Genomic DNA, 12,116 nt, shown 5'->3' on the forward strand with positions numbered 1-12,116 from the left:
ACCATGACCCGTACCGCGCTCGTCACCACCGCCCTGCCCTACGCCAACGGCCCGCTGCACCTGGGCCACCTGGTCGGCTACATCCAGGCTGACATCTGGGTGCGTGCGCGTCGAATGAGCGGCGGCAAGGCCTGGTTCGTGTGCGCCGACGACACCCACGGCACGCCGATCATGCTGGCTGCGGAGAAGGCCGGGGTCACCCCGGAAACCTTCATCGCCAACATCCAGGCCAGTCACGAACGCGATTTCGCCGCCTTTGGCGTCGCCTTCGACCACTACGACTCGACCAATTCAGCCGCCAACAAGGCGCTGACCGAGGCGTTCTACCTGAAGCTGGAAGCGGCCGGCCACATCAGCCGTCGCTCGGTGGCGCAGTTCTACGACCCGGCCAAGGGCATGTTCCTGCCCGACCGCTACGTCAAGGGCATCTGCCCGAACTGCGGCAGCGCCGACCAGTACGGCGACAACTGCGAAGTCTGCGGCGCCACCTATGCGCCGACCGACCTGAAGGAACCGCGCTCGGTGATCTCCGGGGCCACCCCGGAAATGCGCGATTCCGAGCACTTCTTCTTCGAGGTCGGCCACTTCGACGGTTTCCTGCGCGACTGGCTGGCCGGCGATGTCGCCCTGCCCGGCGTGAAGGCCAAGCTCGGTGAATGGCTCAATGCCGAAGGTGGCCTGCGTGCGTGGGACATCTCGCGCGATGCGCCGTACTTCGGTTTCGAGATCCCCGGCCAGCCGGGCAAGTACTTCTACGTCTGGCTGGACGCGCCCATCGGCTACCTGTCCAGCTTCCAGACGTTGTGCGGCAAGATCGGCGAGGATTTCGAAGCGCACCTGCGCGCCGGCACCAGCACCGAGCTGCATCATTTCCTCGGCAAGGACATCGTCAATTTCCACGGCCTGTTCTGGCCGGCGGTGCTGCACGGCACCGGCCACCGCGCGCCGACCCGCCTGCACGTCAACGGCTACCTGACCGTCGATGGTGCGAAGATGAGCAAGTCGCGCGGCACCTTCGTGATGGCGCGTACGTTCCTGGATGCCGGCCTGGAACCGGAAGCGCTGCGCTACTACTTCGCCGCCAAGTCCGGTGGCGGCGTCGACGACCTCGACCTGAACCTGGGCGACTTCATCGCCCGCGTCAACGCCGATCTGGTCGGCAAGTTCGTCAACCTCGCCAGCCGCTGCGCCGGTTTCATCAGCAAGCGCTTCGATGGCCAGCTGGCCGCGCAGCTGCCCGACGCGGCGCAGTACCAGCGCTTCGTCGATGGTTTGGCGCCGATCCGTGAAGCCTACGAGCGCAACGACCCGGCCGCGGCGATCCGCCTGACCATGACCCTGGCCGATGAAGCCAACCGCTACATCGATGACGTCAAGCCGTGGGTGATCGCCAAGCAGGAAGGCGCCGACGCGCAGCTGCAGGCGGTGTGCAGCCAGGGCCTGAACCTGTTCCGCGTGCTGGTCACCGCCTTGAAGCCGGTGCTGCCGGCCACCGCCGCGCAGGCCGAGGCCTTCCTGGCTGCACCGGTGAATGACTGGACCGAGTTGGCGCAGCCGCTGCTGGGCCACCGCATCACCGAATACACCCCGCTGTTCACCCGTATCGACCCGAAGAAGATTGACGCCATGATCGACGCCTCCAAGGACACCCTGACTGCCGCCGCGGCTGCCCCCGCTGCCAAGGTTGAAGCAAGCAAGCCTGCCGCACCGGTGGTGGCCAAGGACGAAGCAAACAGCGCTGACGCGCCGGCCTACATCGGCATCGACGACTTCGCCAAGCTCGACCTGCGCATCGGCAAGGTGCTGGTGTGCGAGTTCGTGGAAGGTTCGGACAAGCTGCTGCGTTTCGAACTGGATGCGGGCGAACTCGGCAAGCGCCAGATCTTCTCCGGCATCCGCGCCAGCTACGGCGAGCCGGAAGCACTGGTCGGCCGCAGCGTGGTGTTCATCGCCAACCTGGCCCCGCGCAAGATGCGCTTCGGCCTGAGCGAAGGCATGATCCTGTCGGCCGGTTTCGATGGCGGCGCGCTGGCCCTGCTGGACGCCGACAGCGGCGCGCAGCCGGGCATGCCAGTGCGTTGATGCAACACGGGCGCGGCCCCGGCCGCGCCCAGCCTTGAGCACCGCGAAGGGAGGTACCGTGATGGGAGATGCTGCGTTGGAACTGGCGCTGTTCGACTTCGACCACACCGTTACCACCTGCGACACCTACGGCCGCTTCCTGCGCCGGGTCGCCACCGCCGAACAGCTGGCACAGGCGTGGTGGAAAGTCGGCCCATGGCTGCTGGCGTACAAGCTGAAGCTGATCTCTGCCGAGCGCATCCGTGCACGGGTGACCCGGTTGACCTTCAGCGAGCGCCACGCCGATGACATCGAGACGCTGGCGGCGGGCTTTTCCCGCGAGTTCCTGCCCGATGTCGTGCGTCCGGAAATGCTGGAGCAGATCCTCTGGCACAAGGCGCAGCAGCACACCGTAGTGGTGGTATCCGGTTCACTGGATCTGTACCTGCGGCCGTGGTGCGAACAACTGGGCCTGCAGCTGATCTGCAATCGACTGGAAAGCGAAAGCGGACGCCTGACCGGCCGCTACGCCGGCGGCGATTGTGGCCCGCGCAAGGTCGAGCACATCCGTCGCCAGTTCGATCTGTCACGCTACACACGCATCCATGCCTACGGTGACAGCGCCGAGGATCGTCCGATGCTGGCGCTGGCGCACGAGCGCTGGTACCGCGGCAAACCCCTGAAGTAACCACACGCGCAGCCTTCGCCACGCATGAGCCTGATTCCGCCCCTGACCGAACGCCTGGACCGCTTGCTGCCGCAGACCCAATGTGGGCAATGCGGCTACGACGGCTGCCGCCCGTACGCGCAGGCGATGGCGCGTGGCGAGGTGGGGGTGGATCGTTGTCCGCCGGGCGGCGATGCCGGTGCGCGGGCGTTGGCGCAGGTGCTGGGTGTGCCGGCGCTGCCGTTTGATCGCAGCCGGGGCGAGCACAAGGCACCGCAGGTGGCGTTGATCGTGGAGGCTGACTGCATCGGGTGTACGAAGTGCATACAGGCGTGCCCGGTGGATGCGATCGTCGGCGGGGCGAAGTACATGCATACGGTGATTGCAGATCTGTGCACCGGCTGCGAGTTGTGTATTCCGCCGTGTCCGGTGGATTGCATCGAGCTGGTGTTGGTGTAGGTTTCTTTTGCGACGCGGCGGCGTCGCGTTGCGCGTTTTCAAGCAACAGCAACGGCAACAGCCGGAGCGTCGGCTGGCTGGGTTTGATGGTCCGGGCTGGTGGGCGGGGGCAAGCGGGACACGCCGTGAACCCATCCATGGGGGCTCGATGGCGCCTTGCTCGTGTGCGCTATCCTGCGCACACGGCAAGACCGGGGTTGGGCGTCCTGCCCAACCCGCCAGGCGGCATGCGCCTGGCCCATGGCGCCAACGGTCCCGCTTGCCCCCGCCCACCAGCCCCCGACAGATATCCGTCACGGACGGTCGAGCAACTGCAATGCTATGGCTGGGATGTTGGTAGGTGCGGACCTTGGTCCGCACCATCTTTCCGACGTCATGGACCTTCGTCGCAAACGACCTGCCCTGTGTGCACTGGCAACTATCGAATCACGATGCATGTCGCAGATTGCTCGATCATTCGCGACCCTTGCGCCAGCTGCGCTTGAGGCCGTTCAACAGCATGCAAAAATGCTGAAAGCGTCTTGATGGTGCGAGCAATGCAACTCGTCTGATTGGCATTCCGCCGCAGCGGGTTTACAGATGGTGAGCCACCGGAACAGGGTGGCCGGGTGTCGAAAACCCGCGACGCAAGATGTTTTTTACGCTTGCCAGCCGGCGTCACTTTGCGTGGCGCCGGCTGGCAATCCGTCTGCCGGCTATGGCGGGCGGAGCGTGGGGGCTTTCGGGTCCACCGGTTTCGTCTTGCGTCCCGGTTTTCGAGCCACGTCTCCGTCCGCCACCTTTGAGTGGCGGCTACCGTCTGTCCTGCACGGAGCCTTGCCATGAACGCATCGGATTATCGTCATCTGCACGCTTGCCTCGACCCGGCTGCTGCCGGCGAGGACACGGAACCGTCGCCAGCGCTTGATCCCAACACGCTGGTTGCGACCTTGCGCCGTATCGGCACCGGCGCTGCAGCCGATGGCCAAGCGTGGCCGGAGCGGCATCAACTTCCCAGCCGGTGCATGGCACTGGCCGATGCCGACTGCGCGCTGGCCGGGCTGCGGGTGGTGCAGGAGGTCATGCTGGCCGCCGAACGCACCCGGCAGAACGGTGCGCCGGAGGAATACGTCGGCGACCGGGTCATGGAAGGGTTGATGCTGGCCTGCCTGGCCTTGTGTGCGCAGGCAAGCTCACGGTTACAACCGCCGCTGTAACGGATGTTGCAGCGTCAGCCCCCGGGCAAACGGGGTCAGATCCCTTTTCCGGAGGAAAAGGGATCTGACCCCTGTCCGGTCATTACGGCACGGCCGCCGTCACGATGATCTCGACCTTCCATTCGGCGTGCGCAAGCTTGGCTTCGACGGTGGCACGGGCCGGGGTCGCGCCCTCCACCACCCACTCGTCCCACGCCTTGTTCATGCCTTCGAAGTCAGCCATGTCGGCCAGGAAGATCTCCGCACGCAGCACGTGCTGGCGGTCACTGGCGACCAGCGCCAGCAGCTTGTCGATCTCGGCCAGCACCTGCCGGGTCTGCCCGGTGATGTCCTGGCTGGTGTCCTCCGGAATCTGGCCGGAAAGGTAGGCGACCTTGTTGTACACGGTCATCTCGGACATGCGCGGTCCGACGTCGTAACGCTCCATCATGGGCGTGGCTCCTGCGGGTGGTCTGAACTGCATTCTCACCCAGCCGGCGTTGCAAGTGTGTGCCCGGTGCGGCCACTGAATACCGCCAGCGGCGGCACAGCCGCACCGCTGGTCAAACCGCGCTGGCAGGCGCACGATGCGCGACGCCCTGCGTTGACACCGCCCTCGCCCTTGCTGCCGCACCCTTGCGCCGATGACCGCCCCTACCGATTCCGTCCCTGCCGCCTCTGCCCCGACCTGGAAGCGGGTCGTCACCATCGTCGTTCCATTGTTGATCCTGGCGCTGGCCCTGCACGGGCTGGCCGGTGAATTCGATGAGCACGGCTATCGCGCGATCCGCCAGGCCTTCCGTCAGCTCAGCGGTGCCCAGATCGCACTGACCGTGCTGCTCGGTCTGGCCAGCTACGCGTGCCTGATCGGCTTCGATGCAATCGGCCTGCGCCGCAGCGGCATCCGCGTGCACCCGGCGCGGATCGGCATCACCGCCTTCCTCGCCCATACACTGGGTCAGACCGTGGGCTTTGCCGCACTCACCGGTGGTGCCGTGCGCCTGCGTGGCTACCGCAGTGCCGGCCTGGACCTGGCACAGATCGGCCAGGTGGTGCTGATGAGCACGCTGGGCTTCATCTTCGGCGCGTGGCTGCTGATCGGCGTGGCGCTGTGCATGGAGCCGGCCGCTGCCGCGCTTGCGCTGCCGCTGGATCCCGCTGCAGTGCGCGTGGTCGGCATCGTTGCACTGATCGCCTTTGCCGCCACCTTCATCCTGGTCGGTCGCGACGGTCGCCAGTTCCGCATCTTCGGCCATGGCCTGTGGCTGCCCGACCGACGCACCATGCTGGGTGTCACCGTGCTCAGCGTGGTCGAGCTGGTGTTGGCCAGTGCCGCGTTCTACGTGCTGCTGCCGGATTCCACGCCGACCGGCCTGCCCGGTTTCGTCGGCCTGTATCTGGTCGCCGTGCTGGCCGGTCTGGTCTCCACCGTACCGGCCGGCCTGGGTGTGTTCGAGTGGAGCCTGCTGAAGCTGCTGCCGCAGGTGGCGCCCGCGGCGGTGCTGGCGGCGGCGTTGATCTACCGCGTCAGCTACTACGTGCTGCCGCTGCTGCTGGCCACCGTGCTGGCACTGGCACCCGCACTGCGGCAACCGCTGCAGGCCAGCGCAGGCGCAACCCGAGCTGGTTGGTACGCGCTGCGTCCGTGGTTGCCGCAGATCATCGCGCTGGCGGCCTTCAGTGTCGGCGCCGCGCTGGTCATCGACGGCACCCTGCCCACACCACGGCGGCACCTGATCAATGCCTCGCTGCCGATCCTGGAAACCTCGCACCTGATCGGCAGCCTGGGCGGCGTCGCCCTGCTGCTGATCGGCCAGGGCCTGGCCCGCCGCAGCCACGCGGCGTGGATGCTGGCGATGGCGATCTGCGTGATCGCGCCGCTGCCGATCTGGCTGCGCGGCGGCCAACCACTGATCGCCTTGTCGGCGCTGCTGGTGGCGATGGCGCTGTGGGCGGCGCGACGCGAGTTCTATCGCCAGGGCGCGCTGCTGGACGAAGCCTGGTCGTGGCCATGGCTGCGCAACCTCGGCCTGGTGCTGGTGGCGGTGACGTGGCTGCTGTTCTTCACTTACAGCCATGTCGAATACCAGAACGAGCTGTGGTGGCAGTTCGCGGTGTCCGGCAATGCACCGCGCGCGCTGCGTGCGCTGCTGCTGGTGGCGATGGCACTGGTGATGTTCGGGCTGGCGCGGTTGCTGCACAGCACGCGCAGCCCGCTGCCGCCTGCCGACGATGCAACCCTGCAGGCGCTGGCACCGGTGCTGGCCGGCGCTACCGACACCCAGGCCTGCCTGGTGCTGACCGCCGACAAGGCGGTACTGCGCGATGCGGAACACAAGGGCTTTGTGATGATGCAGCGCTACGGCGGTTCCCTGATCGCGATGGGCGATCCGGTCGGGCCACCCGAGGTGGCGCGTGCACTGATCTGGCGCTTCCGCGAGGAAGCCGACCGGCTCGGCCTGCGCCCGGTGTTCTACCAGGTGGGTGAGGCGTATTGGCAGACCTATCTCGATCTCGGCCTGGGCCTGGTCAAGCTGGGTGAAGAGGCCATGGTGCCGCTGCACGACTTCGGCCTGGAAGGCCGCGAGCGTGCCGACCTGCGGCAAGCCTGGAACCGCGGCAAGCGCGGCGGGCTGTCCTTCCGCGTTGCACCGGCGGAAGAAATCCCTGCCCTGCTGCCACGCCTGCATGCCATTTCCAACGCGTGGCTGGACGACAAGTCCGGCGACGAGAAGGGCTTCTCGCTGGGCAGCTACGACCCGGATTATCTGGTGCGTTTCCCGATCGCCCTGGTCGAAGCCGAAGGCCGGATCGTGGCCTTTGCCAACCTGTGGCAGGCACCAGCTGGCGCTGAGTTGTCAGTGGATCTGATGCGCCACGTCAGCGACGCACCGAAGGGCACGATGGATTTCCTGTTCATCGAGCTGTTCCTGTGGGGGCGCGCACAGGGGTATGCGCGATTCTCGCTGGGCATGGCGCCGCTGTCCGGCCTGGCCCAGCACCGCCTGGCCGGTCGCTGGAACCGCCTGGCCGGCCTGCTCGCGCGGCATGGCGAGCGCTTCTATGGCTTCAGCGGCCTGCGCCGGTTCAAGTCGAAGTTCGATCCGCAGTGGCGACCGCGCTACCTGGCCGCGCCCGGCGGCATGCACCTGCCGGCCGCGCTGCTGGATGCCACGCGGCTGATCTCGCTGGACCCGCGGCGGAATTGAGGTCACGATCCGCCGGGCATGGCCCGGCGCTACCTGCCGCCCGGTAGGTAGCGACCTTGGTCGACACGCTCCCTTCCGTGATGGTCCAAGCCGCAGCGCCGACCAAGGTCGGCGTCTACCAGAGGCCTACGCGCCGTCCTTACCCGCGGCGGAATTGAGGTCACGATCCGCCGGGCATGGCCCGGCGCTACCTGCCGCCCGGTAGGTGTCGACCTTGGTCGACACGCTCCCTTCCGTGATGGTCCAAGCCGCAGCGCCGACGAAGGTCGGCGTCTACCAGGGACCTACGCGCCGCCCTTGAGGATCACCTCGGCCAAGCGATCGTAGTCACCGCCGAAGTGATGGTCGCCCGGCAGCTTGACCTTGTGCACGCCGTCGTTGCCCGGCAGATCGGGGCACAGCGCGTCCTTGTCCTTGTCGCCGTATACGCACAGAGTTCTGTCCGCCGGCAGCTTGGCCACTTCCGGCGCGATCGGCAAACCGTCGCCGCCACCGCCCAGCCAGTTGCTGACATGGAATTCAAAGTCGGCGTTCCTGCCCACCGACAGCAGCACGATGCGCTCGAGACCGGCGCGGGTGCCCGCATCCAGCTGGTTGATGGTGGCCGGCAGCACATCAGCGCCCTGCGAGAAACCGATCAACATCACCTTGTCGCGCTGCCATTGCTGGCGGTAGTGACCGATGATCTTCTGCAGATCGACAGCAAATCCCTGCGGCGTGCGTTCGCTCCAGAAGTAACGCAGCGAATCGAGGCCAACCACCGCCACGCCATGTTCGGCCAGGGCACCCGCTACATCCTTGTCCAGGCCGGCCCAGCCACCATCGCCGGAAACGAACACCGCCAGTGTGTCACCGCTGCCCTGCGCCGGCACTTCCACTACCGGCAGACCCTTCAGGGCATCCGGCGGCGGTGCCAGCGCGACCCCGGCCTGCGCGCCGATCACCCGGGCGGCTGCCACCAGCCCCGGTGTCGCATCGCCGGCAACGGTGCGCTTGAATTCACGGGCCATCGCAACCTGCTGCACGAACGGGCCTGCACTGTTGGTTGAACACCCCGGCGCACCGGCCGCGTTCAACCACGGGAAATTCAGTTCACTGGGCTGCAGGCGGTCGTGCTTCACGCCATCGCCGCAGACCATGCGCTCGTGCGTGTGCGCCGGGCAGAAACCCGAGGTCAACAGGCCGGCGAAGACCTGGGTGTCGGCCTGCGCTGCCAGCGCATAGGCCAGTTCGGCGCCTTCGCCGCTGCCACCGACCAATGGCAGGTGATACCCCGGTAGATGCAGGAATGCCTGCACCCAACGCGAGAAATTCTCGACATCGCCCGCCCCGAACGCGCAGCTGCTGTTGCCTTCGCGCTTGAGCACGCCGCGCAGGTGGGCCACATCCACCGATGCGACCAGCGCACCATCGGCACGCAGCGCTTCGATCGGGCTGCGGCCGGCATCAGCACCATCATGGAACCAGATCACCACCCGTTGTGGCGCCCCGGCCGGCACATGCACCGGTACCTGATCGAAGCGTCCGTGGCTGACCTGCTGCACTGCCGCCACCGCTGGCAACGCCGCCAGCGCCAACACCAGTCCCATCGCCCTGCCCAGCCCTGCACGCATCGTTTCGCATCCCGTTGGAATGCGCACACGATACGCCGCCACTGCGTGCACGGCACGTACCGGTACAGGCGACCCGCAACGCAGCGGGTAGTCGATTCAGCGGATGCCGGTGGCACGCCCGCGGCGATACAGCGCCAGCGCCAGCCACAGCAGCCAGCCAACGATCACGGCGATCACCAGCTTCTGCCCCAGCCCACGCGGCGGACCGCCGCGCCAGAGCACGTGCATCCACAGCAGCACGAAGGCCAGCCATGCCCAGCCCCACAGCAGCGCCGCATTGCCTTGCCAGCCAGGCTCGCGGCGCAGGTACCAGGCCTGCAGCAGCATGCCGACACTGGCGCACAGGAAGGCGGTGTTGGCGGCCAGCCCGTGGATCAGCGGTGCCAGCAACGGTGTTGCCTCGGGCAGCCAGCTGTCACCGATGGCAACGGTGGCGAGGCCGCCGGCAGCCACGCAGAACAGCAACGGTGCCGCTGCGCTGCGCCGTGGCCCCACGCTGTACCGGTACAACGCAATACCGAGCACGGCGATGGCCAGTGCCAGCAGGCAATAGGCCGTGCGCAGCGCCAAGCCCCACGGCCCATGCAGGTACAGGCTCAGGGTAGCCTTCACCCAATCCAGATCCGCACGCGCGAACTGCGTCCACAACGCGGTCGCCACGAACAACAGCAGTGCCACCAGCGCCAGCATCGCGGCTGGACGGGCACGACTCATGGGTCGGCGTCCGGGTGCCGTGCCTTCCAGTCAGCCAGCGCCTTGCGGTAACGCTGCAGCTCCTCGGTGTACAGGTCGAGCACGCACAGCGGGCAGCCACTGCCGCAGCATTCGTTGGGGCCGGGTTCTTCCGGCGGCAGCGGACGGGGATCGGCAGGGGTATCGGAGACGGTCACGGCTGGAAACAACACCACGCGGTTGCAGGTGGATAGTGTAGCGGCGCGCTCAGGCGCCCAGTTGGCGGCGCAGGTTGGCCCGCGCGGCAGCATCAAGCCGCTGGTCGAAAAAGTCGCTGAGGAAGATCCGCGGCGCACGCAGCAGCCCCTGCAGGAAGCGCCGGCGCCCGGCGCGGTACAGGAAGCCCGGCACCACGCCCTTGTACTCTTCGGCCACGCCACGGTCGTAGGCGGAGAACACCGCTTCCGGCGCCGCCAGGATCGCCATGTCGCAATCGAGGAACAACGCGGCTTCGGCATCGACATCGGCCGGGCCCAGCGCGCCATGGCGGGCGGTAAGCAGGATCAACTGCTCGACCCGGCCGGCGTCCACCGATGCCAGCTCCGGTGAGTCCGCGATGGCCTGCAGGGCCAGCGCTGCCGACTTTGCCTCGTTGTCCTTGCGCCCGGCCTGGTAGACCGCATCGTGGTACAGCGCCGCCAGGTAGACCTCGGCCGGCTGCTGCCAGCCCGGCCCCTCGGCCACCGCCTGGCAATGCTGCAGGACCGCGCGCACGTGGCCGAAGTGGTGGTAGGCGCGCGGCGGCGTCGCATAGGCATCCTGCAGTGCCTGCCAGTGCGCGGGAGCGAGGGTCAGCGGGGCGAAGTCCATGCGTGGATGATCCCGCCCTTGGCAACGCCGGGCAAGCTGGCTGTTTTTTCACCATCATTTCACGCGCCGCGCCAGGCAAGGCCCGGCAGCAGTTGTCCACAGGTTTGTCGCGCGCTGGTCCACACCGGCTGTGGATGATCGACGCGCTGATCGCCAGTGGATGCGGACCGCCACATGCAGGTCTACACTGGCTGCAGGCGGGAGCGCCCGCCGCTGCCGGAAACCGTCATGCGCCGTCTTGCCGCTCGATGCTTTCTCCTGTCACTGGCCGCGCTCGGCGCGCCAGCCCTGTCCGCGCAGGATGCTGCGGCTCCTGCGCCCGCCATCCCGACCATCTCCACCGTAAAGGTCACCGCCGCCAGCGTGCCGACGCCCGAACAGGTGTTCGCGATCCCGCCGGCGATGCGCGAGATGCTGCAGAAACAGGTGATCAGCCGTAGTTACTCGCGCGATCAGCGCCTGCAGGCGCTGGTGGAAATGATCTTCAGCCAGCACGGCCTGGACCTGCAGTACGACGCCGATGCGACCTACACCGTCAGCGAGATCTGGCAGCACCAGCGCGCCAACTGCCTCGCCTTCACCCTGCTGTTCGTCACCCTCGCCCGTGAGGCCGGCATCCAGGCGCGGGTGCAGGAAGTCGGCCAGGTAGTGTCGTGGTACCAGGACCAGGACCAGGGCGTGGTCTACAACGTCGGGCACGTCAACGCCGGCGTGGATGTCGGCGGCCGCTACGGCACCGTCGACCTGGACCGCAACGTGCTGTACGACCGCCATGGGCCGCAGCCCATCGGCCGTGAGCGGGCGCTGGCGCACTACTACAACAACCGTGGCGCGGAACATCTGGCCGACGGCGACCTGAGCGGCGCGCGTGCCTTCTTCGATGCCGCGCTGGCGCAGGACCCAAGCTTCGCCTCGACATGGAACAACATTGGCGTGCTCGACAACCGCCTGGGTGACGACCAGGGAGCTCGCACGGCGCTGGACACCGCCCTGCGCCTGGACGGCCGCCAGAGTGCCGCGCTGAACAACGCCAGTGCGCTCTATCGCAAGCTCGGCATGACCGCGCAGGCGCAGTCGATGCAGAAGAAACTGCAGTCGGTGCAGCGCGAGGATCCGTTCGCGCAGTACATGCAGGGCGCCCAGGCCGAACGCGCTGGCGACCTGGACAAGGCGATCACGTACTACCGGCGGGCGGTGCGCCTGTACGACACCGCGCACCAGTTCCACTTCGGCCTGGCGCGGGTGTATTTCCTGACCGGCCGGCTGCAGCGTGCAGACCGCGAACTGCTGCGGGCGCAGGAACTGGGCGGTTCAACCCAGCAGGCCCGCTACCAGGCCAAGCTGGACAGCCTGGCCCGCTGGCGGGCGCAGCAGGCCAAGCGCTGAGGCG

General features: G+C 67.4%; 11 protein-coding genes. 6 read left to right on the top strand and 5 right to left on the bottom strand.

Annotation, left to right across the window (positions count from 1 at the left end):
• Window positions 1-3: 3 nt before the first annotated feature.
• From metG to QP457_RS15890, 4 genes are all read left to right on the top strand, one after another.
• Window positions 4-2,082, top strand: a complete 2,079-nt coding sequence (gene metG / locus QP457_RS15875; protein WP_205406233.1) for a methionine--tRNA ligase — start codon at window positions 4-6, stop codon at window positions 2,080-2,082.
• A 76-nt stretch (window positions 2,083-2,158) separates the two neighbouring features.
• Window positions 2,159-2,749 carry an HAD family hydrolase gene (locus QP457_RS15880; RefSeq protein WP_205406252.1) on the top strand — a complete coding sequence of 197 codons (591 nt, stop codon included), beginning with the start codon at window positions 2,159-2,161 and terminating at the stop codon, window positions 2,747-2,749.
• 24 nt (window positions 2,750-2,773) lie between these two features.
• Window positions 2,774-3,187: an Rnf electron transport complex subunit RnfB gene (rnfB, locus tag QP457_RS15885; protein WP_100461287.1), complete on the top strand. Its 414-nt coding sequence runs from the start codon at window positions 2,774-2,776 to the stop codon at window positions 3,185-3,187.
• An 821-nt stretch (window positions 3,188-4,008) separates the two neighbouring features.
• Complete coding sequence (locus QP457_RS15890) at window positions 4,009-4,383, top strand: hypothetical protein (protein WP_180166260.1); 375 nt, start codon at window positions 4,009-4,011, stop codon at window positions 4,381-4,383.
• 82 nt (window positions 4,384-4,465) lie between these two features.
• On the opposite strand, the gene QP457_RS15895 is transcribed toward QP457_RS15890, so the two are convergent.
• Window positions 4,466-4,813 (bottom strand): RidA family protein, encoded by a 348-nt coding sequence (locus QP457_RS15895; RefSeq protein ID WP_025879081.1) that lies wholly within the window; start codon window positions 4,811-4,813, stop codon window positions 4,466-4,468.
• 193 nt (window positions 4,814-5,006) lie between these two features.
• On the opposite strand from QP457_RS15895, the gene mprF reads away from it, so the two are divergent.
• Window positions 5,007-7,571, top strand: a complete 2,565-nt coding sequence (mprF, locus tag QP457_RS15900; protein ID WP_205406234.1) for a bifunctional lysylphosphatidylglycerol flippase/synthetase MprF — start codon at window positions 5,007-5,009, stop codon at window positions 7,569-7,571.
• A gap of 284 nt (window positions 7,572-7,855) precedes the next feature.
• Here mprF and QP457_RS15905 read toward each other — a convergent pair whose 3' ends face one another.
• The 4 genes from QP457_RS15905 to QP457_RS15920 all read right to left on the bottom strand — a co-directional run bounded on the left by QP457_RS15905 (window position 7,856) and on the right by QP457_RS15920 (window position 10,726).
• A complete protein-coding gene (locus QP457_RS15905; RefSeq protein WP_275890711.1) occupies window positions 7,856-9,184 on the bottom strand; it encodes an AcvB/VirJ family lysyl-phosphatidylglycerol hydrolase in 1,329 nt (442 codons plus the stop codon).
• A gap of 96 nt (window positions 9,185-9,280) precedes the next feature.
• Window positions 9,281-9,898, bottom strand: a complete 618-nt coding sequence (locus tag QP457_RS15910) for a DUF998 domain-containing protein (RefSeq protein ID WP_205406235.1) — start codon at window positions 9,896-9,898, stop codon at window positions 9,281-9,283.
• The gene (locus tag QP457_RS15915) at window positions 9,895-10,074 is read right to left on the bottom strand and encodes an oxidoreductase-like domain-containing protein (RefSeq protein WP_286041622.1); all 180 of its coding nucleotides are present in this window, start codon (window positions 10,072-10,074) and stop codon (window positions 9,895-9,897) included. Before QP457_RS15915 ends, QP457_RS15910 begins: the two co-directional genes overlap by 4 nt.
• Window positions 10,075-10,123: 49 nt before the next feature.
• Window positions 10,124-10,726, bottom strand: coding sequence for a hypothetical protein (locus tag QP457_RS15920; protein ID WP_089236395.1), 603 nt, complete (start codon window positions 10,724-10,726; stop codon window positions 10,124-10,126).
• Window positions 10,727-10,954: 228 nt separating this feature from the next.
• Here QP457_RS15920 and QP457_RS15925 point away from each other — a divergent pair, with 228 nt between their 5' ends.
• On the top strand, window positions 10,955-12,112 hold the full coding sequence (locus tag QP457_RS15925; protein WP_180166256.1) for a tetratricopeptide repeat protein: 1,158 nt from the start codon (window positions 10,955-10,957) through the stop codon (window positions 12,110-12,112).
• Window positions 12,113-12,116: the final 4 nt, after the last annotated feature.

The organism is Stenotrophomonas sp. As-7 (assembly GCF_030291015.1).
Classification (GTDB): domain Bacteria; phylum Pseudomonadota; class Gammaproteobacteria; order Xanthomonadales; family Xanthomonadaceae; genus Stenotrophomonas; species Stenotrophomonas lactitubi.